The organism is Bacillus salacetis, assembly GCF_049177075.1.
Classification (GTDB): Bacteria; Bacillota; Bacilli; order Bacillales; family Bacillaceae_B; genus Rossellomorea; species Rossellomorea salacetis_A.
Map to the genome: position 1 here is coordinate 1,142,208 of NZ_CP185377.1, position 26,087 is coordinate 1,168,294.

Consider the following 26,087-nt stretch of genomic DNA (forward strand, 5'->3'; position numbering starts at 1 on the left):
CGTGATTCCTTTATCTCATGCGGGAGCCCTCCAATCTGTACGGCGCTGAGCGGCCGCTTGCGCTTTTTAGTCAGGCGAAGCCGAGGAGGCTCACCGCACGCCCCGCGGAGTCGCGCACCTGTAGTGGAAATCAATAATCCCCTCTAAAATCACAACATTTAAGTAAGAGTTTTAATTGACAATTTAAAGCCGAATCCTTATTTTTTCCTGAAAAGTAGTCTATAATGAAAGAATAAGAGAACGTGTATTCGTATCTATGGAAGAAGGGATCATTTGATGGGGAAAGTTAAGTTTATACATACGGCCGATCTGCATTTGGACAGTCCTTTTAAAGGATTGATGCACCTTCCCGAAGAGTTGTTTCAAAAAGTATGGAACAGTACTTTTCGGTCTTTGGAAAGAATAGTGGATTCAGCTATCAAGTTGAACGTTGATTTCGTTTTAATGGCAGGTGACTTGTATGATGAAGCAGATAGGAGCATCCGCGCCCAAGCAAGGCTGAAAAAACAGTTTGAGCGCTTGCAGCAAGCAGATATCAACGTCTATCTTATTCACGGGAATCATGATTATCTCGGCAGCAATTGGTCTCATTTAGATATGCCGGATAATGTAAAGGTCTTCGACAGTGAAGTAGAGGAAATGATCCATGAAACTTCTGAAGGAACACAGGTTCATCTGTACGGATTCAGTTATGATACACGCCACGTGCTTGATCGAAAGATAGCCGGTTATCCTGTTGCAGCAAAAGGTGGAGGCATTCATATTGGTCTTCTTCATGGAAGTGAGGCAGGGGAGACAACTGCCCATGAGCCTTATGCTCCATTCACCCTTAAGGAATTGAAAGAAAAAAATTATCACTATTGGGCACTGGGGCATATCCATGTACGCCAGGAATTATCGGCGCTTCCACCTATTGTGTACCCTGGAAATATACAGGGAAGACATCGGAAGGAAACTGGTGCAAAGGGCTGCTATGCCGTGACGGTAACGGATGAAGAAACACAGCTCGACTTTATAGAAACGCAGGAAATCCTCTGGGAGAAGACTTCAATTTCCTTAAAAGGTATAAACAAACTCAGCCAGATATTTGATGTATGCAGAGCTGAAATTGAACTATACAGGAAAGAAGGAGGTACCCTCTTGGAGATAGAATTTTTGGATACAGAGGAAACAGGAGCTGACATTCTGAACAAGATTAAGAATGGAGAAGTCCTTGAGGCTTTTCAGGACGGAGAGGAACACCAGGAGAATTTTGTCTGGGTCCATTCATTAAGAGTCCAAGAAAGCAATAAGCTTGCCTATATTGAAGGACAGGAGACATTTCTGAACGATATGATTCATGCAGTCCAAAGTTGGGACGAGCAGGAGTGGGATGATGTTTCCTCTGATCTATTCCATCACCCTCAGGCACACCGCTATATTGATGCTCTTGATAAAACAGAGAAGGAAGAAGTGAAACAGTCCGTCTTATCCATGCTGGCTGCATCTTTTTCAATCAAAGGAACTTAGGGAATAAAGGAGGTGTAATCCAGTGAAAATCACTGATATACATATCTATGGATATGGGAAATTAGAGAATCTGCAACTTAACGATCTGCGTAGCTTTTCAGTGTTTTATGGAGAAAACGAAGCTGGGAAATCAACCATCATGGCGTTCATCCATGGCGTATTGTTCGGTTTCCCCACAAAGCTTCAATCTGAACAAAGATACGAACCGAAAACTCATGCGAAATACGGGGGGAAACTGTCGCTTGCGAGAGAAGATGGTACTGCCATCATAGTTGAACGTGTGAAGGGAAAAGCTTCAGGCGATGTGAAAGTATTTTATGAAGACGGCACTATTGGCGGCGAAGAAGAGTTGAAGAAGGAATTGAACGGTATAGACAAAGCCGCTTTCCAGGGAGTCTATTCCTTTAACATTCATGGACTGCAGGAGATTTCAAGATTGAAAGAAGCAGAAATCAACCGGTATCTTTTCAGTTCAGGAATGACGGGAACAGACGCTATCTTTAAGCTTGAAGATCAATGGCAAAAGGAACTAGACCGGCTATTTAAAAAATCAGGGAAGAAACCGGAAATCAATCAGTCCTTGAAGGAACTGAGGGAAACGGAATTACAGTTAAAGAAAGCGAAAGAAAAGAATGAGACCTTCACAGCTCTGCTTCAAAGAAAAGAGAAATCCAGAGAGAGGCTGGCTGAATTTAAAGAAAACAAGGAAATGATAGAAGAAGAGATAAAGCAGGCTGAGGCATTGGAGAAGTCGTGGCAGGATCTTCATGAGCACCAGGATATAAGAGAAAGATTAAAGGAATTAGAGACTGTTACATCTTTTCCAGTGGACGGCCTTCAGCGTCTTGAAAAGTGGCAGCATCAGCTGGCTCAACAGCAATCGGCCCTTGAAGTCACTGAATCCCGTGTCTCGGAACTGGAAAAGGAAATAGAAAAAACGAAGCCTGATAAGATGATTGCAGACAGGGCTTCCCTGCTGTCCAGTCTCCTTGAAAGGCGTGAGCTGTTTGCAAGATGGCAGGATCAGGCGGAGGACCATGAACGTACCATTGTCCAGTATAATGCAAAAATCGGGCAATTGATGCAGGAATTGAATATTGAAGAAGCAGAGTCCATCACAGATGTCCAACTGGACATGGTCATGAAAGACCGGGTTAAGAATACAGAAGAATCCCTTTACAAGCTTCAGCTGAAAAAAGAATCATTAAAGGATAGCATCCAAGCTGAAGAAAATCAGCTAAAGTACCTTGAGGAACGCTGTACCGAACTTGAAGACAAGCTGTTGGAGGAATCAAAGTTTCAAGAGCTGCAGAAAAAAGTCAGGGATAGTCATGAGTCGGAAACTCTAAAAATTCAATATGATCTTGTTCAAGAACAGTTAAGAGAACGTAAGGACAGAAACAGCGGTAAGAGTAAAAAAGGTGGATTTGTCATTATCGGTGTACTGTTTTCGGCAGTTACAGCTCTGCTGATTTGGTTCATTACAGGTTCTTTGCTGCAGGCAGGAGGAACATTAGCTGCCATACTGGCTGTATCCCTCTTTCTAATTTACTTCCGGGACAACCAAGGTGAGGACCGATACTGGAAAGAGATGAAAAACAAAGCTGAAACCCTTCAGGAGAAAATGAACGCCCAGGAAAGTAACGATAAAGGCAAGAACCTGGCTTTATTGAAAGAACAAACAGAACTAAGGGAATCTTGGAAACACTGGATCCTCAAACTGGAAAACCATCAGCATACCCTTCATAAGTTTCAGGAGGAAGAACGGAATCTAGCCCTTCAGGAAGGGGAACTTCAAAAGGAGTTTTACAGACTTGCCGGTGAATTGAGACTGCCTTCAGATATGCATTGGAAGCTGCTTGGCGAAGCTTTTGAGAAACTCAAGGAACTAGTGAGTGTTTTAAAAGAAAAGCAGCAGAGAGCAGAAATTCACCGCACCTGTCTGGAGAAAACAACAAATTATAAAAAGGAATTGGAAAATGCTCTTGAGGGGCTTCCGATTAACCATACCACAGTAGAAGAGACCTTGATCAGAATCAAAGATATCCTTGTCACAAATGAAAGGAAAAGCTTGACATATGACCAGCTGAAAAAGCAGCAGGCTGAATTGAAAACAGAGCATGAACTTATTCACGCCCAATTAGAGACAATAATGAGGGAAAAGAAAAACCTCTTTGCAGCCGCCCGTGCAGGAACAGAGGAAGAGTTCCGGCAGAAGGCTGCAATCGTGAATGAAAAAAGTTCGTTGGAGCAACAGGAGCGGATCCTTTATAACCGCCTGGGCGGAAAGTTAATTGAGGCTTTCAAAGTCTCGAAAGAAAAACATCTTGATATTAAAACAGAAAAAGCCAATCTGGAAGAATCGCTTGCTGGCATAAACGAAAACATCTATAAAGAGAATGAAAGCCTTGCAGAGACTGTCTATGAGATTTCAGTGCTGGAAGAAGGGGAATCTTATACAAGGCTTCTTTACAAATTTCATGAGCAGAAAGCTGCTTTGAATGACTTATCCAGGGAGTGGCTGAAGTATTCACTGGCTCGCGGAGCTCTGAAGAGGACCATTGAGGACTACAAAAAGGAAAAGCTCCCAAGGGTAATTCAAACAGCTGAAAGTCACTTAGAACTGCTGACGAATGGAGAATACAAAAAAATCCGAACCCAGCAGGAAGATCATTTTAGTGTTATTAGGAAAGATGGAATGGCCTTTACCCCGGATGAGCTCAGCCAGGGGACAAAAGAACAGGTGTACATTGCCTTGAGGTTTGCCTTGGTAAGTATTTTAAAGGATGTCTATTCAATGCCGGTCATCATTGACGATGGGTTTGTGAATTTTGATGAGAAGAGGACAGAAGCTGTGTTGAAACTGCTGGAAATGTTGAAAGAGGAAACCCAGGTTTTGTTGTTCACTTGTCACCCCCATATTTTGAATAAGGTAAATGGCGGGGGGATCATCCATTTAGGTGAACAACAAGCGGATTCCTTGACTGCAGCCGGAGGGTATCAGTAATTTTTAGAAGAGCAGACAAGCGAGTTGTACTTGTCTGTTTTTTGTCAGGCTTCAATTTAATCAAGCAAACTACTAGAAGTCCTTTCCTATCAATATGGGAATTGGAATATGATATACTAGCAGAAACAATAGAAATGGGAGGAGTAACAGAATGCCAGGGATTGCTCAATATGATGTCGGCTCATCAGTGGATTTATTCATGCTGATTAAACAGACAACAAAAGGAACCACAAATACAGGCAAACCATTTTTAACTTTGATCCTGCAGGATAAAAGCGGAGATATCGAAGCAAAGCTCTGGGATGCCAGTGAGCAGGACGAAAAAAATTACCAGCCGGAAACGATTGTGAGGGTTTCCGGAGATGTTCAAAGCTACAGAGGGAAGAACCAGCTTAGAATCAGGCAGATCAAACCAAGTGCCCCGGGTGACGGTTTGGAATTAAGCGATTTCCTTCAAACTGCACCTTTGAGTATTGATGAAATGACCAGCAAAATCACTCAATATATCTTTGAAATGAAAAATCCGAACATCCAGCGGATCACCCGCCACCTTATAAAAAAATATCAAAAGCCATTTCTGGAATATCCAGCCGCCACCAAAAATCATCATGAATTTGTTTCAGGATTGGCCTATCATGTTGTTTCGATGCTGGATCTCTCTAAATCCATAGCATCACTCTATCCATCCCTTGATACAGACCTTCTGTATGCGGGTGTCATCCTTCATGACTTGGGGAAAGTGTTTGAGCTGTCAGGTGCCACTTCAACGTCCTATACAGTTGAAGGAAACCTGCTGGGTCATATTTCAATTATGGTAAATGAGATCGGTAAGGCTGCTGAGGAACTCGGGATAAAAGGGGAAGAAATCATGATCCTGCAGCATCTTGTTCTCTCCCATCATGGCAAAGCAGAGTGGGGAAGCCCTAAACCCCCGATGATCAGAGAGGCTGAGATACTTCACTACATCGATAACATCGATGCAAAAATGAATATGCTGGATAAGGTGCTGGAAAAAACAAAGCCGGGAGAATACACCGAAAGAGTATTTGCCCTTGATAACCGCTCGTTCTACAAACCGACATTCCATAAGTAAAAACCTAAATGACTTTCAATCGAAAGTCATTTAGGTTTTTATTTAGGTTCTTTTTAAAAAAATAGGCTTCTTATCAGCTCAGTTATTAAAAACTCTAATTATAGTTTATAACCGGTGTGATTGTAGTGGAAGGTGTACGACCTCCTGCGGGACTAGCGGGACAGGTGAGACCCCGCAGGCGCAGCTGAGGAGGCTCACCGCCCGCCCCGCGGAGTCGTGCACCTGGAGCGGAAATCACTATTTTAAGTCATTTTTTTTATGGACAGGCATATATTTTACATTAGCAGGACAAACAGTGGAGGGGATCAAATTATGACTTTGCCAATTTGGGTGTATTTCATTGTAGCAGGTATATTCGTCAGTGCTTACATGGCCATGAAATCAGCTAAAGAAGATAGAGAAGTGGAAAATGAGTGGATCGAACAGGAAGGGGAAGTCTATATCAAACGGATGGAAGACGAAAAGGAAAGAAGAAGACAGCCATCTGCCTGATTCAGGACATAACATAAAAAAGGGAAGCACTGTTATGGTGCTTCCCTTAGTTTTTATTCTTCTGTTGTTTCAGCTGATTCATCATCAGCTGGCGCATCTTCAGAAGGAGCCGGTGTTTCGCCTTCTTCCGGCACTGCTGGTGCTTCAGGAGGATTCAAGATTTGCTCAAAGCTGTTTTCAAGATCTTCGTCCTTGATCTCCAACCCTGCGTCTTCAATAACCTCTTTCATTGCCTGCTGGATTTTTTCAGGAGTCACTTTTGATAATTTCAGTGACTTTTCAAGTTCATCTTTCATTTCATCGAACGATTTTTTCTCTTTCTTATCGGTTACCTCGATGATATGGAAACCGTACTGAGTTTTAACAGGGTCACTGACTTTGCCAGTTTCAAGCTTGTCCAAAGCCTCTGAGAACTCAGGTACAAAATTCTGTCTGCCCTCATAATCAACCCATCCTAAGCTTCCGCCGTTTTCAGCAGAACCAGGGTCATTGGAGTATTCCTTGGCTAAATCTTCAAATTTAGCACCGTCAGCAAGCTTTTGCTTAACTTCTTTAGCGGTTGCTTTATCATCTACAAGGATATGGCGCACCTCGATTTCAGGCTTCCAGTTATCGTAGTATTCTTTCAGTTCATCTTCAGATACTTCAATATCAGCAGTTGCCGCTTTTTCTTGAAGAAGCTGAAGTTTTAAATACTCACGGAAAGAATCTTCGTTAAGATTGTATTGAGACAAGAACATGTCAAACTGAGGTCCGAGCTGATCCTTCGCTTCGTTAAGCTTTTCGTCAACTTCTTCTTCAGTCACTTCATATTTATCGCCAAGAACTTTTGTAAGTACAAGTTCCTGCAGAGCTTGTTCCATTTGAGGAGTGAATTTTTCTTTCATTGATGTATAAAGTTCTTCTTTTGTTACATCTCCTGCTTTCGTCTCCACCACAACTTCACTGTTTCCACCGTTTTCGTCAGCATTGCTGCATGCAGAAAGGCCAATTACGCCAGCGGCTAAAGACATTGTCAAAATCCATTTCTTCATAGGTCTAACATCTCCTAATTGTTTATATTGTCAATAAGGTTTGTCTAAAAACTACAAATCATACTATATCATAAACTCTACAGGAAAATAAACATTTTAATGGAGTGATTTCTAAAAAATGGGCGTATATAACACCCACATTAGTTCTTTATACATAAGATAATCTTGACTAGAGAAAAGGAGGTAATAAACATGGGCTACGGATATCAATCAGGATTTGCACTGATCGTGGTGCTGTTCATTTTACTAATTATCGTAGGTGCAGCCTACATTTGCTAAGTTTTTCTTAGGAACCATGTAATACGCCTAAACAAAAAAACATGATTTGAATAGGATAAAGTAGCGCTTCTAAAGGAGGTGGAAAGTTATGGGTGGCTCATACGGATATGGCGGAGGATTCGCGTTGATCGTAGTATTGTTCATCTTGTTAATCATCGTAGGTGCGGCTTGGCTATAATTTAACCTCAGGCAGCATAAGGCAGTAACTGCCTTATGCGCCAATTAAGAAAGGAGGAAGCGTGTATGTCTGGTGGATACGGTTATGGTGGAGGATTCGCTTTAGTCGTTGTATTGTTTATTTTGTTGATTATCATCGGTGCTGCTTGGATTTAAACCCAAGCGCATAAAATAGATGCAGGAAACGGACTGCTCCCGGAGCAGTCCGTTTTTGTATTGTTTGGTGTCTAAAAAGAATTTAAAGTACTTGGGGTTCTATAGGACATGAAGGAGTGAAACAGCAGGGGAAAGTGTATATAGAGAGGTTCTACAAGGAAATGGAGGAGCAAAAAGCCGGCTCCACTTCCAACGCTGTCCAGCTGCAGCGCCTAGGGGCTCGAGTCGCTTCACAAAAAATAGAGGAAGCCCGAGTGCAGGCTTCCTCTATTTTTCGCTCCAGCGCTTGTCGCCCCTGAGCAAGGCGCTTCCGCTTTTCGCTGTCCAGCTCCAGGCGCTAGACCCTCGAGTCGCTTCGCAAAAAAGGAAGGAAGCCAAAGTGCAGGCTTCCTTCCTTTTTCACTCCAGCGCTTGTCGGGTCTGACGAGCGCCTTCCGCTTTTCGCTGTCCAGTTCCGCCGGCTAGCTCCTCGTGTCGCTAGACAAAAAACAGCAGAGGTTAAAGTTCCAACCTCCACTGTTTTTTGCACTAGCGCATGTCGGAGCTGAAAGAGCCGGCTCCACTTCTAACGCTGTCCAGCTGCAGCGCCTAGGGCCTCGAGTCGCTTCACAAAAAATAGAGGAAGCCCGAGTGCAGGCTTCCTCTATTTTTCGCTCCAGCGCTTGTCGCCCCTGAGCAAGGCGCTTCCGCTTTTCTTTTAAGCATACAATATTTCTATGTATGATGAGATCAATAGTATGGTTATGAGTATGTTGATGGTTCTGAAGACTTTTGGCTGTCTTTCTTCAGGTATTTCTTTTTGCAGACAAAGTGCGTTTGTCATTTGGTTTATAAAATAAAGGATAAATACTGAAAAAATGATAAAAATGGAGATCATTTTATCCCCTCCCTATATCTCCTATATGCTATACGATACCAAAATATCCTTGGAATTGGTAGAATGAAGTTCCGGAAATGAAGAAGAGGCATTTATAGATAGAAGTTACAGCGGGGAGAATCACCATACCGGGTGGATTGCTCAACACTGAAAATCTATATAGTGCCTCTTTGAAGGTTCAAAATTTCGTATCCGTCTTCGTTTTCTTCAATCATCGCATCTCTTGGAGAATAGAGCAAACATTTAGCATACAGAAAATCAATTGTACAGATGCCTGTATGGTACGCCGTCAGGATGGTGAAATAATGAGAATAGTGCGGCATAAGGACACATCCTGCAAGGAGCACTGTGTTAATTGTAAAGAATGGAAACACAAGCGCCAGTACAAACCTATTTTTGGAAATAGGTTCACCCACCCGAAACGATACAATCGGGATACAGAAAAGTTGCCGTGTTACTTTATATTTTATTTTATTTATATAGGACAGGATAGGTACAACATGCAATACCTTATGCAATGGATAAATCATCAGCATCCCTGCCAGGAACAGATAAAAATGAGTGTCATAAAGATCTTCTGAAAGTATGAGATTGACAGGTACATAAATAATGGTGAACACCATCATCATCACAATAAAAGATAGTAACATGACACGGCTGTGGCCGAATTGTTTTTCTAGATTGATAGTTTTCCAGCAATGCATAAAAAATCGCCTCCATCAGACGACAAGATTGATTTTGATCTTTCGCTTTCATACTTTACGATGTCTGAGGAAAAAAATCAATAGCAAAATTAACATTAATTTGTAAAAAAATAATTCAAATAATTTTTTCATTATGCCACCGTTTAATAGAGGCTTTTGAATCAGGCAGATAGCAAGTTTTCAATGCATTTGGTATGATTTAACTAACAGTCTAAAAACAATGCCCAATAAGGTATTTACTAATACTGCTGCAAAGTTAAATCTGTCATCTGCAGTAATTTAAGGGATAGAAAAAAAGAAGGTGCAATGCATGAATATGTTAGTGAAGAGAATCGAGAAATTGGAGTTCCAGCAAAAGCTGCTGATGGAAATGATACCTGCAAAGGGGTATGAATTTTACAGGCTGGTTATCCGAAAGGGGCTGGCTGAAGGGGACGTTACTGATTTCTTTGAATTGTGTGAAAAACTGAACAAGCATTCACAAGAACAAAAAGCGGAAGGGTTCGTATTTTTTGCTCCGCTTTTTAAGGAGTTTACTGAGAAACTGGATTCGCGATTGTCCCCGGCAGAAGTGATAGAAGCTTGTTTGGCTCAAAGGCTATATCCGTTTTTAATGGAACAGCTCAAGCGTAACCTGTAATTAAGCTTCATCTTCAGAAACTTTTTGAAGTTTTCCATCCTCTTCAGTAAACTCGACTTCGATATTATGGAAGGACTTTTCGAAGATCTCCATAAAGTCATTTCCATAAATATTTTTAACAACAGCCATCATTTCAATCATATCCGGGAAACGGCCGTAGAGCTCTCTTAAAGGTGTGACACCTTGAAAGATTGAATGGTTTTCCGGTTTATAATTCCTCATTAATTCAAGTAAAACGCTTTCACCTTTTTCAGTGAGTTGGATATAGGTGTTGCGTTTATCGTTTTCCCTCTTAGAAAATTGAAGCAATTCTCTTTCCTCTAATTTCTTTGAGAAGTTGAAGGCAGTAGATACATGCATGACCCCGAATTTGGCTACATCTGATATGGATGCCCCTTTAAGATGATAGGAGATCCATAAAATATGGTGTTCATTTATATTAAGGTCATAGGGTTTAATCCATTGCTGCCAATCTTTTTCAATTGCTTTCCATAAGGCTTTGCTCAGCTGTGCCATCCTTTGGCTGAACAGCATCGCTTCCTTCATAGAAAATTCTCTTTCTTCCATCCCGATTCACCCGCTTTGCAAAAGTTGATTAATTTACCGTGTCTAGTTTCATTTCAACTAATCTTTCAGTCTTGTAACTCTCTCTCTTTTATTATGCCAATAAAATAAAAATTAATAAAGGTTTAAATTTACAAAATTTTTTGAAAGGAGGATTTTTTATTAAAATAATGAGTATTTAACTTACGAAAGTATTAAAAAAGGCCCGGCCGATAAATCCTGCCGCACCTTTTTAAAATTATTGTTTACTTACTTTCCGTTCCATGTTTTCTGCTAATTGTTCTATGGCGCTGATATCATCCTTGATATGCTGGATGTTAGGTTCAGTGCTGCCTTGCCAAGCCTGAATGGAGTTTTGCATGTCATCTTTAAGATGGGTGATGGTTTCTTTCCCTTCTGTTGAAAGACGGGAAACAGCGTCTTTGACTTCCACTGCATTTGTTTTGATTTCTGTAAAGACAGCTTTCCATTCATCTTTATTCTTTTTAATTTGCCCTTTCAGATCTTTGCCGGACTGAGGAGCGGAAAGGAGGGCTGCCACTGTCCCGATTGCGCTTCCTGCCAGTATTCCAAACGTAATGGATTTGATTTTCAAATATATCTCCCCCAAATCAATACTATGTTTTTACTTCGACATTTATCCTGTATATCCTTTTTACCCTTTTAGGCAAAACACTAATCAACTTTTCTCATAACGTTGTTAAATGGGCATAAACATTAATAAAGGGTTGTTTGACCAAGGCTTGTTTCGTAAATGTTTTGCTTCTATATTATCGCTCGTCTGCATTCTGGAAGTATAGGACGTTACCTGATCCAGATTCGGAATAATCCATATCCAGCAAGCAATAATCAATGCGAGATCAGCCTGAATAAGGAAGGGGTGGAGGATGTGGATGGAATCATATTTGGATTTTTCGCGCTGAGTGCGATATTGTTTTTTGGAATGATCCACTATTTTATGGCTACCCAAAAGCCTGGAATGTACCCGCCAAAAAATATACTGAAGAGAAGAGCCGGGGTATTGGGAACAGGAGGCGTAGTGGCCTTGCTGCTTGGTATACTTTTATGGTTTGCCGTTAAGTGACGCAAATAAGGGACCTTTGACAGGTTTCCTATAAGACAGTTAAAGACATTTTAGCAAACGAAAAAGGAACCTTGGCCAGGTTCCTTTTTCGTTAATTATTATGAAGATATAGTTTGAGCGAAACTTGTTCGCTTGAGTATCGATGTAACAAGTGGATAAACGACAAACATTGCACCCGCATTGACTAGTGTAGCAGGCAATACAACAGCTGCAAACAGTCCAAGAAATGCTCCTGGAAGGCCTACGATCAAGTAAGCGGAAGTCAGGAAGAATACTCCTGAAATGATAGTTCCGACTGCAGTCAGTGCGACTGTCCCTGCAAGTGATGTTGAATATTTCTTAATTCCCAAAACCATCAGATAAAAAACAAAAGCAGTAAGGGGCTTGTCGATCAGGTTCGGAACAAATCCGCCTGGGAACTGGGTTGTCAGTCCAGAAATAATTCCTGTTGTGATTCCAAGCAATAATACATTCTTTTTATCCGGGAATAACAAAATCCCAAGAAACATCATTGTCAGCATCATGTCCGGCTTCATTCCAAGGAAAACCCCCGGGATGACGGCATGCAGTACGGCTCCTATCCCCACTAATAGTGATAGTGCCACCAAAGTCTTTGTATTCATTTCTCATCTCTCCTCATCTGATCTTTTCTCAACTTTGCTTCTCCCGCCGTGCACTATTGCCGGCAGCGAAAAGTTAAAAACAGTATATCATATGGTAAAAGGTTTTAACAGGTGCAAGTTTACAATTTTTGAAATTTAACGGGGGAAAGCTGGTGGATCGATATTGATTCAGGGAAAGCACCAAATTTCGAGGTTGACGCAGAAAAAATGGTCAAATATCTCACGATCATGAATCAACCCAAAACAAAAACTCCCCATTGAGGAGGAGTTTTCATTCTCTTGTGTAATAGTAAGAGTATGTTTATTTAAAGATGCTTGCTGATCCCTTGGGCAATTTCTTTTAACTCTTCAGGGCTGTATTGATCGGTATGTGTTTTCCATACAGCTCCGAATCCATCACCTTGTCCATAACGGGGGATGATGTGAAGGTGGAAATGGAAGACCGACTGGCCGGCATCTTCACCGTTATTGTTCAGCAAGTTCAGGCCGATTGGATTATATTCCGCTTTGATTGCATTCGTTATTTTTGGTACAGCTGCAAAGACTTTGGATGCAATGTCTTCTGTAAGCTCATACACGTTTTCTTTATGTACTTTTGGAATCACCAGTGTATGCCCTTTGGTTACCTGGCTGATATCAAGGAAAGCAAGAACATGTTCATCCTCATAAACTTTTGAGGAAGGGATTTCGCCATCGATTATCTTGCAAAAGATACAGTCACTCATAATATCCCGCCTTTCAATGTTTTTTTGATTTTATCATAAGAAGTGAAATTATGGAAAGTACAAAGAAGGGGCCGGCAAGAAGGTAATATCAGCATCACCCTCTGCCAGCCCCATTTGAAGGGGGAATACATTAAAGGTTCATTTGTGGAACGTCTGAATACTCTGCGATAAACACCTCATTTTGCATTATTTTGCAAGATCAGTGATTAATCGAAAATTGGGTTGACTGACTCTGGTTCAAAGCGACCATCCCCTTATCTTATAGCTTTTTATGCTTTAAGAGTTCAATGATAGTCCGTGTTCTTTGATAAACACCTCATTTTTAAAGTTTTTTAAAAATTATGGTGTGAGTTCAGGCCAAAACTATCCATGACGACCATCCCCTTATTAATGATGGAAGCAAACGTATAATTCGGATACCGGTCTTTAACAACCACCCCGTTTTAAGTTTTGCTGTCCCCTTCCTCCATTATGATGGACATTTTTGAAGTTTATAATACAGGAAAAACATGGAATATTTCTGCGGAGGATTTCAGAAATAGCTTGAAGAGACTCGCTTTGCTAAAATAAAACCAACAACAGAGAGAAAGGACGTTGCTTGTGTCACTATTGGATATTCAGCATTTGGTTGGAGGATATACACGGAAACCTGTCCTGAAAGATATATCTTTCAGCATAAATTCGAATGAAATCGTTGGTCTGATCGGGTTGAATGGAGCCGGTAAGAGTACGACAATCAAACATATTATCGGACTGATGGAGCCAAAGCAGGGGGATATTAAAATCAATGGGCTTCAATTGAAAAGTGATACTGATGAATACCGGAAACAGTTTGCTTACATACCTGAAACCCCCATTCTCTATGATGAATTGACCTTAGAAGAACACATGAGGCTAACTGCCATGGCTTACGGGGTAACCGAAGCAGAGTATAAAAAGAGGGCAGAGGGCCTATTAAAGGAATTCAGGATGGAAAAAAGACTGGGATGGTTTCCTTCCCATTTTTCAAAAGGGATGAAACAAAAAGTCATGATCATGTGTGCTTTCTTAGTGGAACCAAGTCTTTATATCATTGACGAACCTTTTGTAGGGCTTGATCCCCTCGCGATTCAATCCTTATTGAACTGGATGGAAGAAATGAAAAAGAATGGGGCGGGAATTTTGATGTCCACCCATATCCTCGCGACTGCTGAAAGGTATTGTGATTCTTTTATCATCCTTCATGAGGGACAAATAAGAGCTAAAGGAACTCTTCAAGAACTTCAGAAAGAATTCTCGATGCCTGGTGCAACGCTGGATGACATCTATATTGAGCTGACAAAGGAAGAAACTGGGCAATGAGGAATATCGATGAAATATGGAAGACGAGAGTAGTCGAATATAATGCTGAGTTGAGGAAGTATCTCCGGTACATGTTTAATGACCACCTTCTGTTTGTCCTGATTTTTGCCTTGGGGGGCGGGGCGTTCACTTATAATCAGTGGGTAAGCACTCTTGACAGTTCTTTCCCTGCCCCCTTCATCATGGCGGTCATCCTTGGATTGATCCTGTCGTGGAGTCCTGTTTATACATTCTTGCGGGAAGCGGATGCCGTCTTCCTGCTTCCGCTGGAAAGCCGTATGAAAGGATTCTTCCAGAAGGGGATATGGGTGAGCTTTTTATCTCAATCCTATATTCTGCTGCTGGTTCTCGCGGCAATGATGCCGATGTATGTAAAGGTCACGGACCGCGGGTTTCAATCCTTCTTTGTCATTCTGGTCATTTTACTGGCTTTGAAGGTATGGAACCTCTATGTAAGATGGTATACCTTGAAAAATCAGGAGCGGGAAGCGCACTTTGTGGATTACTTTATCCGATTTGCCTTAAATGCCGTTTTCTTATATATGGTGCTTAGTGAAGCGTCCATGGTCCTGGTTGGTGCCGTTGCCCTTATTCTCATAGGATACCTTATTTACTTTCAGTTTTCAGTGAAAGGCAAGAGCCTGAAATGGGATGTGCTGATTACCTTGGAGGAGCAGAGGATGCTCCTGTTTTACAGATTGGCCAATATGTTTACGGATGTCCCTAAGCTGAAAGGGAAAGTCCATCGACGGAAATGGCTCGATGCATTTTTAAATAGTATGAAATATGACCAAAAGCAAACATATAAATTTTTGTATGTACGCTCACTGCTGCGGACGAGTGAGTACTACGGGCTGTATATCCGTCTGTCATTGATATCAATGGCGATCCTCTTCTTTAGTGATTCACTGTGGATCTGTACCCTGACCGGACTGCTGTTCATGTACTTGACGGGCTTTCAATTGATCCCTATGTATAAGCGCTTCGATTATAAAATTTGGGTTTCATTATACCCTGTTGCAGAAAGTGTTAAGAAGCAGTCTTTCCAGCAGGTGGTTCAGTGGTCGTTGATTGTTCAGGCTGTATTGTTCTCTCTGGCACTCGCTTTGAGCGGACAGTTCCTGGGAGCAGGGATCCAGCTGGCAGCCGGGCTCTTATTTGCCTTTGCTTTTTCACAATTTTATCTCATTCAAAGGCTGAAGAAATTTGAATACTGAGTGAAACCAGACGCCCCTTCAATCGTATTATGAGGTAAGTGTTGGCGGAAACGGATTTTTGCCATCACACCGCAGGCTGCAATGATTAATAGAACGGCCTAATAAAAAGGACAGGTGGTTGTCATGAACAGCTTTGAATCCCATGCCCTGAACGAGATGGAAATGTGGAAGAGAAAGCGGCTGAAAAGAGCAGGAATACTGAATCGTACAGCCAAAAAAGCACAAATCAAATTCAATTCTGTCATTCCTGAAAAAGTGCACAAAATGGTTACCGACAGTATCAGGAATATGGTCAAGGTAACTTTGGCCGGATCAGGCTTTACATCCAGCAATAAGGTCAGGGTCCCGGAAACATTGGAAGATAAAGAGCAGTATATGAAGGAAAGGCTGTCTTTTTATAGAAAAGCAGCGGCGCTGGAAGGAGCAGGAACAGGTGCAGGCGGAATCTTCCTGGGTATGGCTGACTTTCCGCTGCTTCTTTCAATCAAAATGAAATATTTATATGAAACAGCCCAAGTACATGGGCTGGATCCGAAGGCTTATGAAGAAAGGCTGTTCATGTTATATGTGTTTCAGCTTGCATTTTCAAGCGATGATCACAGGCGTGAGGTATTCAACATTATCGATCGTTGGGATGAATTCAAGCAAAAACTCGTTGATCTGGACTGGAAGGTATTTCAGCAGGAGTATCGCGATTATATTGACTTTGTAAAAATGCTTCAACTCATACCGGGAATTGGTGCAGTAGTAGGGGCATATGCCAACTATGGCCTTCTTGAAGAGCTTGGAGAAGCAGCAGTATATGCTTATCGAAGAAGGCATTTTAGTTCTAAAAGTTAATTGGAAAAATAAAGAAGCCGGTACAACGTGTACCGGTTTCTTTCTATTCAGCATAAGTTATGGCTGCTTTGGCCATGACTTTTGCAGCTGTAAGCATTGCTTTCTCGTTGAAATCGAATCTTGGGTGATGGTGGGGATAAGGGCGGTCGACGCCTTCAGGCTGCGCACCTGTAAAGAAAAACGTACCCGGGACCTTTTGCAGATAGTAGGCAAAATCTTCTCCGCCCATTTGCATTTCACACTCTTCAATACTGTTGACTCCTTTTACCCCTTCTGCTGACTTGATAAGATGTTCAGTTTCCTGTTCATGATTGACTACAGCCGGATAGCCTTTTTCATAGTTGAAGGTATATGTGCAGTCAGCTGAAATACAAGTGCCCTGAATGATTCTTTCCATTTCGCTGATAATGAAATCTCTCGTATCTTCGCTAAAAGTTCTGACGGTACCAATCAATTTCGCAGTATCGGCAATGACGTTAAAGGCATTTTCTGCTGTAAATGATCCAACTGTAACGACGGCAGGTTCTATGGGATTGACTCTCCGGCTGACGATTTGTTGAAGTGTACCGACTAATTGAGAAGCAGCAACTATGGAATCTTTGGTCTTGTGAGGCTGCGCTCCATGTCCTCCGGCACCTTGGATGTTGATTTCAAAACGGTCGGCAGCTGCCATTATGGGCCCTGTCCGGTATTGAATTTTCCCCAGCGGTTCTGTTGCCCATAAGTGGGTTCCGAATACGGCATCCACCCCGTCCAGGCAGCCTGCTTCCACCATTGATTTTGCTCCCCCGGGGGCATATTCTTCGGCATGCTGATGGATGAACACAAATGTTCCCGGGAGTTCTGCCTTCTGCTCATTCATTGCTTTAGCAAGTACAAGGAGTGCAGCTGTATGGCCGTCATGGCCGCAGGCGTGCATGACTCCATCCACGGTTGACCTGTAGGGAACGTCCTTTTCATCGTGGATCGGCAGTGCATCGAAGTCAGCCCTCAAAGCAATCGTTTTTCCCGGCCTGCCTCCCTGGATTTTCGCAATGACTCCGTTTCCGCCGACTCCCGGAGTCACCTCAATATCAAGCTTGCGGTAGTAATCCACGATATATTTTGCTGTCTTAACCTCTTTGAAAGAAACTTCAGGATGTTGATGGAGATACCTGCGGATTTCAACCATTTCTCCCCAGCTCTTTTCCAGTCTGTCAAACAATGTATCAAGCATTCTCTTTCCTCCCCTTCAACCTATGTATATTTTAAATATATAAAAGAAAATTAAGAATATTATATCATTATATTTATAAGAATGGTTGATGGGATTTCTGTAGAGAAAGCAGTTAAATTATGATAAAACAATGAAGGGAGGTGAGAACATGTCTAAAAGCAAATTAACTTGGGGCTGGATTTCATTTGCTTCATTCATCATCGTTATGGTACTTGTCGTAACAGATTACATAAATTGGTTCGATCGGCCGATGTATTCCTTGATTAAAAACATCCCGATATTAGAGTACTTCGCTATTTTGGGTTCAGAGTTATTTATTGGATCCGTCAGCATCCTTCTGATCCTTTGGCTGGCTTTGAAGGAAAAGAATTTTACCGGCATCATTTTTACTGTACTGGCAATCGGCGGAGGAAATTACATTAATAAGTTTCTAAAAACTATGGTAGAGAGAGAAAGGCCTGAAGCGCTGCATGGCGAAGATGGATTCAGTTTTCCAAGCGGACATGCGATGGTTGGACTGATTTTTATGCTTGTATTGGCATTCATTGTTTCAAAATATTTCACTTCTGCCAAGCAGAAGTTGACTGTATACGCAGCTGCCATTGTATTGGGGATATTGACAGGTCTTAGCAGGATTCCAGATGCAGCTCATTATCCTTCAGATGTCTTGGCTGGTTTTCTGATAGGGTTTTCTTATTATGTACTCTGTGAGCTTGTTTATTTGAAATTAATAACCAGAAAATAGAAAGAGCTGAATCGCAAGAGGATGTTAAACACCTCTTGGATTCAGCTTTTTTAGATTAAGAACATAGCGGTGATTGTAGTCACAATCAATCCGATGATGACGGGCAGAAGGTTTCGCCTTGCCAGCTCGAAAGGGTCAACATTACAAATGGCAGCTGCAGGAATAAGTGCCCAAGGTACCAGGGTGCCGCCGCCGACCCAAATGGCTGAAATCTGGCCAAGAGCTGTTAATGTTGAAGCACCTGTACCGATACTATCCGAGAATAGAAGGGCAACTGAACCGGCAAGTGATATTCCGGAAAATCCCGAACCATCCAGTCCTGTGATTGCCCCTACTGTTGTCAGCGTGACAGCACCAACCGCTTTGGAAAGTGGAACTACCGCCGCAAGAGCTCCGCCAAGGTCGTTTACAATCCCCGAAGAACCTTCCGGTAAAAACCCATCACCGATGATGGCAGTGAAGCCTGAATCCCCAAGGTAAAAAAACGCAGCAATGGGAATGACGGGGCCGAATACTTTAAAACCAAACTGAAAACCATCAATGATGAAGCTTGTTGTTTGTTCAAGTCCTTTTGCTTTATAACCGGCGAGAGAGATGATGAGCAGGATGAAAATGGATGTACCGCCGATAAGTGCTGTGGCATCTCCTCCCTGCAAGTCAAACAAGAACATGGCCAAGATATTCAGTGCAAAGAGGAACGGAATCATGAGGGCAAAAAACTTTTTAGCAGAGCTGCTCAATAACTCCGGTCCTTCCTCCTTGGCTGTCTCTTGCAATTCTGAGTCTTTAACAGTCAGCAATCCTTTCTTCATATCCCTTTTTAGAAATAGGAATGCTGTCACTGTAGTTACGATCCCCATTACAGCTACAAGGGGGATGCTGGCCTGTATAACCTGTGAAACATCGAGCCCTGCAGCATCTGAAGTAAGCTTGGGAGCGGCCTGAATGACAAAGTCGCCGGAAAGGGCAATCCCATGGCCGAACAGGTTCATGGCCATTGCAATTCCAAGAGCAGGCAAGCCGACACGGAGTGCAACCGGAACAAGCACTGCTCCCAGGAGTGCTACAGCAGGCGAAGGCCAGAAAAACCATGAAATCAGCATCATCACGATCCCGATGGTCCAGTAAGCGAGGGCGGGGGTTTTAATCAGTTTGGCGAAAGGGCTGATCATGACATCGTTAATGCCGGTTTTAGTAAGGCTTTTACTCATCCCGACGATGATTGAAATTACCAGAATAGTAGACAAAAGCTCAGTTATAGCAAAGATGAAGCTGTTAAAGACACTGCTCACAGAGCTCGTCAGCGAACCTTTCGCCAGCAGGGCAATAAGAAAAATCCCGGCAATACAGACGATGGTCGTATCTTTTCTGAACACCATGAAAATGATAATTAATCCGATAAAAACTAAATACAGCCAGTGTAATGCAGTCAATTCCACCAGCATATGAATTCCCCCTCACCTGATGATAAACTTTAAAAAGGGCATCAGCCTTTTTTTACAGAATATTCATGTTGATACCGTTGGTGAGAGAGTTCCAAGTGAAAATTTCCGCCCTGGGACGGAGTTGAAATCATGCCGATGCTCCTCTGAAGAAGAAAGAAATCCTTGTAGACTGTAATTAACCCGAAATTTTCTATCCCTGGGAAACTTAAGAATACAGCGAAATAATAAAAGGATTATGGGGTTGTTCATCGAAATGAAAAAAGAATGGTAAAAGGCGGTGTAGAAAGTGAAAAGTTCTGGCGGTAAACAATGGTTTTTCGCAGCGATACTTTTAATGTCAGGTATAGTATTGCTTCTAATCAATATTGGTGTCATTTCCTTGGAAATAAAACAGATATTTGTCATATTCATCCCTTTTCTAATCCTGATACAGGGATTGAAGTGGATGTATACAAGTATTAAATGGAGAAGAATGATTAAATTCACATTTGGATTATTTTTGTTTATATATGGTGGACTGCTCATACTCAATTTCTTTGATGTCGTTTCTTTCACCTATGGTGACTGGTGGAGGCTGTGGCCGGTCAGCTTGATTGGTTTTGCTTTTATGGTCATATGGAAAAAAAGCCAGATCAGAGTGACTTTGTCGAGTGATTATCCTTTCGATGAAGAGAAAGCGGTACAGAAGGAAACTCATGAAGGCGGAAAAACAAAAGTCAAAATAAACCGTGGATATATCATAGGGGATGTGAAATTTAATCAGCCCAATTGGCCGCTTGAATCAATGAGGCTTTATAACATGATTGGAGATTACTATTTTGATATAAGCAAAGCGTATATTCCTGAGGGAGAAACCCCCATCCATATTAAAGGGTGGATAGGAGACGTGAAGATGCTGATTCCCGAAGATATCCCGGTAGATATAAGTGTAGAAGGAAGCATCGGTGACATTAAGATCTTCGGCCAGAAATCTTCAGATATCAAGCCTAGCTTAAGCTATCGGTCCCCGGGATATGAAGAAGCGGAGAAAAAGTTGAAAATCATAATAGAATTTACCATAGGTTCTGTTCGAATCAATAAGGTTTAATGAGGTGTTTCCATTGAATAAATCATCTAATATACGATTCTGGTTCTTCAAGGGTTTTTTCATGATGGGATTAATGGGAACATTATTCTTTTTCCTGATCATTCAATTATATATCCTGGTCGCAGAAGCCCCGCATATTACACTGGCTGGTTCCCTATATCTCACTCTTCTTGTTTTTATTATATTTTTACTGCTGAGCATTTATTTTGGTTTCCGGACAGGCTATTTGTTTAAAGGTAGGCTTGATGATATCTCCACCTTTGTTTCCGTCCTTCGGAGCGGGAGATTCTCCGCCAGGGTGGATGACGGTAAACAGGATGAGATTGGAATTTTGACAGATGAATTAAACCAGCTGGCTGTTTATATTCAAGAGCAGGTTAAGTCGTTGCAAAGATTGGCCGATGAGAAATCGGAATTGGCCGATCAGGCTCACCAGGCTGCTGTAATGGAAGAGAGGCATAGGCTGGCCAGGGACCTGCACGACTCTGTCAGTCAGCAGCTGTTTGCCCTTAACATGTTGTCTTCCGCTGCAGTACGTACTGTTCAAAAAAAGCCTGCAGATGCAGAACCGATATTGAAACAGGTGGCGGAAATTGCTTCCAAAGCCCAAGGAGAAATGAGAGCGCTGCTGCTTCATTTAAGACCGATAGATTTGAAGGGTGAAAGCCTCGCTCAAGGATTAAAGAAGCTTATCCAGGAGTTGAAAGAAAAAACGCCGATTGAAATAACAGCCGAGTTCGACCACCTGGACGGTTTGACTAAGGGTGCCGAGGCACATCTATTCCGGATTGTCCAGGAGGGAATCTCCAACATCCTAAGGCATGCCGAAGCCTCGCAGATTAAAATTTCCACTAAAAGAATCGATTCAAGCCTGAACTTATACATCAGTGACAATGGAAAAGGCTTCAGTGTCAACCAGCAAAAAATGACCTCCTATGGGCTGCAGACGATGAGGGAACGCTGTGAGGAAATCGGCGGCATCTTTCAAATCCGGTCCAAGGAAAACGAAGGAACATATATTAATATACGGATTCCATTAAGGGAAGAGGGGGAGAACAGTGATGGATAAAATCAAAGTGATGATTGTGGATGATCATGAAATGGTCAGGCTCGGAATGAAGACATACCTGCTTACCGAGGAGAGAATCGAATTTCTCGGAGAAGCATCCAGCGGGAATGAGGCAGCGAAACTCGCCAAGCTTTACGAGCCTCAGATCATCTTGATGGATTTATTAATGGAGAACGGAAATGGAATCGACGCAACAAAGGAAATCCTTACATTCCTGCCTGACTGCAAAATTATTATCCTGACAAGCTATTATGATGATGAAAAAGTGTTTCCCGCAATAGAGGCAGGTGCCCACAGCTATCTCTTAAAAACAGCAAGCGCCGATGAAGTGATATCGGCTGTCTATAAAGCGGCAAAGGGGGAAAGCGTAATTGCCCCAAAAGTAGCCGATAAGATGATGAACAGGTTCCGTCCTCAGGAAAGGAAGCTGCATGAGGAATTGACCGCCAGGGAACTGGAGGTCTTGAAATGCCTCGGAGAAGGAATGACAAACCAGGAAATATCCGATGAATTGTTTATAGGTGTCAAAACAACCAAAACCCACGTAAGCAACATCCTCAGCAAATTGGGCGTTGCCGACCGTACCCAGGCTGCCATTTATGCCAATAGAAATGGAATATTGCTGAAGAGTCCAGGGAAATGAAGCGGCAAGGCTGTTTTAGCAAAATTCCTTTTAGAACGCCGGATTATAGAGCGGCCAAAGCCGTGTAGTAGGGTGAAAAAGAAGTAAACGCCGGATTATAGACCGTGCCAAGCCGAGTAGTAGGGTGATTAAGAGGTAAACGCCGGATTATAGAGTCGTCCGAAGCCGAGTAGTAGGGTGAATAAAGGAGAAACACCGGAATATAGAGCGGTCCAAAGCCGAGTAGTAGGGTGAATAAAGGAGAAACACTGGATTACAGAGTGGCCCAAGCCGTGTAATAGGGTGATTAAGCAAGAACACCGGAAGAAAAAACGGTTTAATCCAAAAAAATAGTGTGAGTTAAAAGAAAGACTGGATAGTTGTTAAGAACCACAGTGGTGTATTAATATACATTTGTTGATTGGAGCGGAAGCTGTGCGACCTCCGGCGGGACTAGCGGGACAGGTGAGACCCCGCAGGCGCAGCCGAGGACGCTCACCGCCCGCCCCGCGGAGTCGTACAGCTGTAGCGGAGATCTACTCCCCTTTTTAACTCTCCTATTATCGAATTGAGCCACAAGGAAACAATTTTGTGTCCATAAAAAAACAAAAGGCCGGTCCGCAGTTGAAAGCGGAACGGCCTTTTGGTTATTCTTCGTCGTCAGCTATGCTGTACTTCGTTACGAAGGAAGGACGGGGGAACAAGTTTCTTTGAGCATCCACGCCATCCTCAGTACCTCTTTTTTCATGAGCTTTTGCATACTGCTGGGAATCCTGCCATTGCTTGAAGGCATGCTCATCTTCCCATTGGGTGAGGATAGAATAAGTATCCGTGTCGATTGGACGGAGAACCCTGATAGCTATGAACCCGTCGACCTGTTCAATCAGCCCAGCACGGTTCTTGAATCGGTATTCAAAGATGGGGCGGCCTTCATCAGAAACAGGGATATTGTTGATGACAACAAATCCATGCCTTTTGAGGTCACCTGTAGAGTCGATGACTTCATATCTTCTTGGTTCCTGAAAGACCGATTTTCCTTTAGTTTCATGGACGAGAACGGAAGTATCGGCATTATCCATCAGGATGATTGTTTGATCGGAATGTTTGTCTTCCAATGTTTTTAAAAATTCATGTGTTCCGCTTGTCATATAAACATACATTTCGTTTCACTCCTGCCACTACAGATTATTTTTATTTTTCCCTTTGCCGCAACAGGTAAACTCCCGGATGCGGGTAAAACATATGTATTTTATCTTATATGATATCGCTTTCAAAGGAAGCCCGCAAATCCAGTGATTCAATTTTGAACATTCCGCCATAATAAAATCGGCAAATTTATGACATTTACAGCCCTTAACTATACTTTTATAGTGGAAAAGTCTATAGTGAAAACGGGATATATGAACGGATAGGTTAATATAACTGCTTCATTTTTTATTCTTGAGCCATAATATAATACAATGGGATACATAGAGGAATCAGAAGGGTGGACATATAAATATGAAAAAGATGAACGACACATTTTTAAAAGCTGCCAGAGGTGAGAAGACGGATTATACACCAGTTTGGTATATGAGACAGGCCGGGCGTTCACAGCCTGAATACAGGGAATTGAAAGAGAAGTACTCACTGTTTGAAATTACGCACCAGCCGGAAATTTGTGCTTACGTGACTCGTTTGCCGGTTGAACAATATGATGTGGATGCAGCCATTCTCTATAAAGACATCATGTCACCTCTGCCTTCAATTGGGGTGGATGTGGATATCAAAACAGGAATCGGTCCAGTTATTGATAATCCGATCCAATCACTTGCGGATGTAGAGAAACTTGGGGAAATTGACCCGGAAAGTGATGTACCTTATGTATTGGACACGATCAAGCTGTTGACTCAAGAGCAGCTTTCCGTACCGTTAATCGGATTTGCGGGTGCCCCTTTTACATTGGCAAGCTATATGATAGAGGGCGGTCCTTCGAAAAACTATAATAAGACAAAAGCCTTTATGTACGCGGAACCGAAAGCATGGTTCACGTTGATGGACAAGCTGGCTGATATGACGATTACATATGGCCGCTCTCAGATCAAAGCAGGTGCTTCGGCATTTCAAATCTTTGATTCGTGGGTAGGTGCATTGAATGTACAGGATTACAGGACCTTCATCAAACCGACGATGGAAAAGATTTTCACTGAATTGAAGAAAGAGAATGTGCCTTTGATCATGTTTGGTGTCGGCGCAAGTCATCTTTCCATGGAATGGCATGACCTTCCGATTGATGTGGTGGGCCTTGACTGGAGGCTGCCGATTCAGGAAGCACGCTCTAATGGAATTACTAAGACGGTCATGGGTAACTTAGATCCGGCAATTCTGCTTGCTCCATGGGAAGTCATCGAGGAAAAAGCAAAAGCAATCATTGACCAGGGCATCGAGAATCCAGGCCATATTTTTAATCTCGGCCATGGGGTATTCCCATCAGTAAAGCCAGAAACACTGAAAAGGCTGACGGCTTTTGTTCATGAATACAGTTCCGGGAAACTGAGAGGATAACATTTTATATACAACACGAACTTATATATTGAGGTGAATGATTAAATGGCAAAGAAGAAAATGGGTCTCTTGGTAATGGCTTATGGGACTCCTTATAAAGAAGAGGACATCGAACGTTATTACACGCATATACGCCATGGAAGAACACCTTCTCCTGAAATGCTGGAAGATTTGACCCAGCGTTATGAAGCAATCGGCGGAATCTCGCCATTGGCTAAAATCACACTTGACCAGGGGAAATCCCTTGAAGAGCGTCTGAACGAAATTCAGGATGAAGTCGAATTTAAAATGTACCTTGGCCTTAAACATATCGAACCGTTTGTTGAAGATGCTGTGCAGCAAATGAATGAAGACGGAATTGAGGAAGCAGTTTCGATTGTTCTTGCACCTCACTTCTCTACATTCAGTGTAAAATCTTACAACGGTCGCGCGAAGGAAGAAGCGGCTAAAATCGGCGGTCCGAAAATCACTTCGGTTGAAAGCTGGTATGACGAACCAAAATTCATTGATTACTGGGTGAAAAAAGTAAAAGACACTTATGAAAAGATGACGGAAGAAGAACGAAACGGTGCAGTATTGATTGTGTCCGCACACAGCCTTCCGGAAAGAATCCTGAAAGATGGAGACCCTTATCCAAATCAGCTTCAGGAAACAGCTTATTTGATCGCAAAAGGCGCAGGTATTACGGAGTATGCTGTCGGCTGGCAGAGTGAAGGTAATACACCTGACCCGTGGCTCGGACCGGATGTCCAGGATTTGACGAGAGATCTGCATAAAGAAAAAGGTTATAACACATTTGTGTATATTCCTGTCGGTTTCGTAGCAGACCACCTGGAAGTCCTTTACGACAATGACTATGAATGCAAAGTCGTAACAGATGAGATAGGCGCAAGCTATTACAGACCTGAAATGCCTAATGCAAAGCCGGAGTTCATTGATGCGCTGGCGACTGTTGTAATGAAGCATCTTAAATAAGTACCAAAACTATAAAAAGAAG

Annotated in this window: 27 protein-coding genes and 1 pseudogene; 18 read left to right on the forward strand and 10 right to left on the reverse strand. The window is 42.4% G+C overall.

Annotated features, from left to right (window positions below):
• The first annotated feature begins 276 nt into the window (after positions 1-276).
• The 4 genes from ACOJQI_RS05780 to ACOJQI_RS05795 all read left to right on the forward strand — a co-directional run bounded on the left by ACOJQI_RS05780 (position 277) and on the right by ACOJQI_RS05795 (position 6,101).
• Entirely contained in the window at positions 277-1,509 is a 1,233-nt protein-coding gene (locus ACOJQI_RS05780) for a metallophosphoesterase family protein (protein ID WP_421384064.1), read from the forward strand.
• Between the two features lie 22 nt (positions 1,510-1,531).
• Entirely contained in the window at positions 1,532-4,516 is a 2,985-nt protein-coding gene (locus ACOJQI_RS05785; RefSeq protein WP_421384065.1) for an AAA family ATPase, read from the forward strand.
• 151 nt (positions 4,517-4,667) lie between these two features.
• Positions 4,668-5,609, forward strand: coding sequence for a 3'-5' exoribonuclease YhaM (gene yhaM / locus ACOJQI_RS05790; protein ID WP_421384066.1), 942 nt, complete (start codon positions 4,668-4,670; stop codon positions 5,607-5,609).
• A 312-nt stretch (positions 5,610-5,921) separates the two neighbouring features.
• Positions 5,922-6,101 (forward strand): sporulation YhaL family protein, encoded by a 180-nt coding sequence (locus ACOJQI_RS05795; RefSeq protein WP_421384067.1) that lies wholly within the window; start codon positions 5,922-5,924, stop codon positions 6,099-6,101.
• A gap of 53 nt (positions 6,102-6,154) precedes the next feature.
• Here ACOJQI_RS05795 and ACOJQI_RS05800 read toward each other — a convergent pair whose 3' ends face one another.
• Positions 6,155-7,135, reverse strand: coding sequence for a peptidylprolyl isomerase (locus ACOJQI_RS05800; RefSeq protein WP_421384068.1), 981 nt, complete (start codon positions 7,133-7,135; stop codon positions 6,155-6,157).
• A 192-nt stretch (positions 7,136-7,327) separates the two neighbouring features.
• Between ACOJQI_RS05800 and ACOJQI_RS05805 the strand changes: the two genes are divergently transcribed.
• The 3 genes and pseudogenes from ACOJQI_RS05805 to ACOJQI_RS05815 all read left to right on the forward strand — a co-directional run.
• Positions 7,328-7,414 carry a YjcZ family sporulation protein gene (locus ACOJQI_RS05805; RefSeq protein WP_044022975.1) on the forward strand — a complete coding sequence of 29 codons (87 nt, stop codon included), beginning with the start codon at positions 7,328-7,330 and terminating at the stop codon, positions 7,412-7,414.
• Positions 7,415-7,502: 88 nt separating this feature from the next.
• Positions 7,503-7,592: a YjcZ family sporulation protein gene (locus ACOJQI_RS05810; RefSeq protein WP_044022974.1), complete on the forward strand. Its 90-nt coding sequence runs from the start codon at positions 7,503-7,505 to the stop codon at positions 7,590-7,592.
• 74 nt (positions 7,593-7,666) lie between these two features.
• A pseudogene (locus ACOJQI_RS05815) lies at positions 7,667-7,747 on the forward strand (YjcZ family sporulation protein); the annotation flags it as partial.
• Between the two features lie 697 nt (positions 7,748-8,444).
• Here ACOJQI_RS05815 and ACOJQI_RS05820 read toward each other — a convergent pair.
• On the reverse strand, positions 8,445-8,624 hold the full coding sequence (locus ACOJQI_RS05820; RefSeq protein WP_421384069.1) for a hypothetical protein: 180 nt from the start codon (positions 8,622-8,624) through the stop codon (positions 8,445-8,447).
• Between the two features lie 155 nt (positions 8,625-8,779).
• Positions 8,780-9,328 (reverse strand): DUF3267 domain-containing protein, encoded by a 549-nt coding sequence (locus ACOJQI_RS05825; RefSeq protein WP_421384070.1) that lies wholly within the window; start codon positions 9,326-9,328, stop codon positions 8,780-8,782.
• A gap of 310 nt (positions 9,329-9,638) precedes the next feature.
• Here ACOJQI_RS05825 and ACOJQI_RS05830 point away from each other — a divergent pair, with 310 nt between their 5' ends.
• Entirely contained in the window at positions 9,639-9,968 is a 330-nt protein-coding gene (locus ACOJQI_RS05830) for a DUF1878 family protein (protein ID WP_421384071.1), read from the forward strand.
• Here ACOJQI_RS05830 and ACOJQI_RS05835 read toward each other — a convergent pair whose 3' ends face one another.
• Positions 9,969-10,535, reverse strand: coding sequence for an HTH-type transcriptional regulator Hpr (locus tag ACOJQI_RS05835; protein WP_421384072.1), 567 nt, complete (start codon positions 10,533-10,535; stop codon positions 9,969-9,971). It lies immediately after the preceding gene.
• 235 nt (positions 10,536-10,770) lie between these two features.
• Entirely contained in the window at positions 10,771-11,127 is a 357-nt protein-coding gene (locus ACOJQI_RS05840) for a YtxH domain-containing protein (RefSeq protein ID WP_421384073.1), read from the reverse strand.
• A 294-nt stretch (positions 11,128-11,421) separates the two neighbouring features.
• Here ACOJQI_RS05840 and ACOJQI_RS05845 point away from each other — a divergent pair, with 294 nt between their 5' ends.
• A complete protein-coding gene (locus tag ACOJQI_RS05845) occupies positions 11,422-11,616 on the forward strand; it encodes a hypothetical protein (protein WP_421384074.1) in 195 nt (64 codons plus the stop codon).
• A 98-nt stretch (positions 11,617-11,714) separates the two neighbouring features.
• On the opposite strand, the gene ACOJQI_RS05850 is transcribed toward ACOJQI_RS05845, so the two are convergent.
• Both ACOJQI_RS05850 and ACOJQI_RS05855 read right to left on the reverse strand, forming a co-directional pair.
• Positions 11,715-12,239 carry a tryptophan transporter gene (locus ACOJQI_RS05850; protein ID WP_421384075.1) on the reverse strand — a complete coding sequence of 175 codons (525 nt, stop codon included), beginning with the start codon at positions 12,237-12,239 and terminating at the stop codon, positions 11,715-11,717.
• A gap of 305 nt (positions 12,240-12,544) precedes the next feature.
• Complete coding sequence (locus ACOJQI_RS05855) at positions 12,545-12,964, reverse strand: HIT family protein (protein WP_421384076.1); 420 nt, start codon at positions 12,962-12,964, stop codon at positions 12,545-12,547.
• 600 nt (positions 12,965-13,564) lie between these two features.
• Between ACOJQI_RS05855 and ACOJQI_RS05860 the strand changes: the two genes are divergently transcribed.
• The 3 genes from ACOJQI_RS05860 to ACOJQI_RS05870 all read left to right on the forward strand — a co-directional run bounded on the left by ACOJQI_RS05860 (position 13,565) and on the right by ACOJQI_RS05870 (position 16,362).
• Positions 13,565-14,305, forward strand: coding sequence for an ABC transporter ATP-binding protein (locus ACOJQI_RS05860; protein WP_421384077.1), 741 nt, complete (start codon positions 13,565-13,567; stop codon positions 14,303-14,305).
• A complete protein-coding gene (locus tag ACOJQI_RS05865; protein ID WP_421384078.1) occupies positions 14,302-15,522 on the forward strand; it encodes an ABC transporter permease in 1,221 nt (406 codons plus the stop codon). Before ACOJQI_RS05860 ends, ACOJQI_RS05865 begins: the two co-directional genes overlap by 4 nt.
• 123 nt (positions 15,523-15,645) lie before the next feature.
• Positions 15,646-16,362 carry an EcsC family protein gene (locus tag ACOJQI_RS05870; RefSeq protein ID WP_421384079.1) on the forward strand — a complete coding sequence of 239 codons (717 nt, stop codon included), beginning with the start codon at positions 15,646-15,648 and terminating at the stop codon, positions 16,360-16,362.
• Between the two features lie 43 nt (positions 16,363-16,405).
• On the opposite strand, the gene ACOJQI_RS05875 is transcribed toward ACOJQI_RS05870, so the two are convergent.
• The gene (locus ACOJQI_RS05875) at positions 16,406-17,578 is read right to left on the reverse strand and encodes a M20 family metallopeptidase (protein ID WP_421384080.1); all 1,173 of its coding nucleotides are present in this window, start codon (positions 17,576-17,578) and stop codon (positions 16,406-16,408) included.
• A 148-nt stretch (positions 17,579-17,726) separates the two neighbouring features.
• Here ACOJQI_RS05875 and ACOJQI_RS05880 point away from each other — a divergent pair, with 148 nt between their 5' ends.
• Positions 17,727-18,323 carry a phosphatase PAP2 family protein gene (locus ACOJQI_RS05880; RefSeq protein WP_421384081.1) on the forward strand — a complete coding sequence of 199 codons (597 nt, stop codon included), beginning with the start codon at positions 17,727-17,729 and terminating at the stop codon, positions 18,321-18,323.
• A 50-nt stretch (positions 18,324-18,373) separates the two neighbouring features.
• Here the strand turns inward: ACOJQI_RS05880 and ACOJQI_RS05885 are convergent, their stop codons facing one another.
• A complete protein-coding gene (locus ACOJQI_RS05885; RefSeq protein WP_421384082.1) occupies positions 18,374-19,768 on the reverse strand; it encodes a hypothetical protein in 1,395 nt (464 codons plus the stop codon).
• Between the two features lie 286 nt (positions 19,769-20,054).
• Here ACOJQI_RS05885 and liaF point away from each other — a divergent pair, with 286 nt between their 5' ends.
• The 3 genes from liaF to ACOJQI_RS05900 are packed head-to-tail and all read left to right on the forward strand — an operon-like array spanning position 20,055 to position 22,567.
• Positions 20,055-20,855 carry a cell wall-active antibiotics response protein LiaF gene (gene liaF / locus ACOJQI_RS05890; protein WP_421384083.1) on the forward strand — a complete coding sequence of 267 codons (801 nt, stop codon included), beginning with the start codon at positions 20,055-20,057 and terminating at the stop codon, positions 20,853-20,855.
• A gap of 13 nt (positions 20,856-20,868) precedes the next feature.
• Entirely contained in the window at positions 20,869-21,924 is a 1,056-nt protein-coding gene (locus tag ACOJQI_RS05895) for a sensor histidine kinase (protein WP_421384084.1), read from the forward strand.
• Positions 21,917-22,567: a response regulator transcription factor gene (locus ACOJQI_RS05900; RefSeq protein WP_421384085.1), complete on the forward strand. Its 651-nt coding sequence runs from the start codon at positions 21,917-21,919 to the stop codon at positions 22,565-22,567. Before ACOJQI_RS05895 ends, ACOJQI_RS05900 begins: the two co-directional genes overlap by 8 nt.
• Before the next feature lie 626 nt (positions 22,568-23,193).
• Here the strand turns inward: ACOJQI_RS05900 and ACOJQI_RS05905 are convergent.
• Entirely contained in the window at positions 23,194-23,706 is a 513-nt protein-coding gene (locus ACOJQI_RS05905; protein ID WP_421384086.1) for an antibiotic biosynthesis monooxygenase family protein, read from the reverse strand.
• A 340-nt stretch (positions 23,707-24,046) separates the two neighbouring features.
• Between ACOJQI_RS05905 and hemE the strand changes: the two genes are divergently transcribed.
• Together hemE and hemH are read left to right on the forward strand one after the other, a co-directional pair.
• Entirely contained in the window at positions 24,047-25,090 is a 1,044-nt protein-coding gene (gene hemE, locus ACOJQI_RS05910; protein WP_421384087.1) for a uroporphyrinogen decarboxylase, read from the forward strand.
• Between the two features lie 45 nt (positions 25,091-25,135).
• Positions 25,136-26,065: a ferrochelatase gene (gene hemH / locus ACOJQI_RS05915; protein ID WP_421384088.1), complete on the forward strand. Its 930-nt coding sequence runs from the start codon at positions 25,136-25,138 to the stop codon at positions 26,063-26,065.
• Positions 26,066-26,087: the final 22 nt, after the last annotated feature.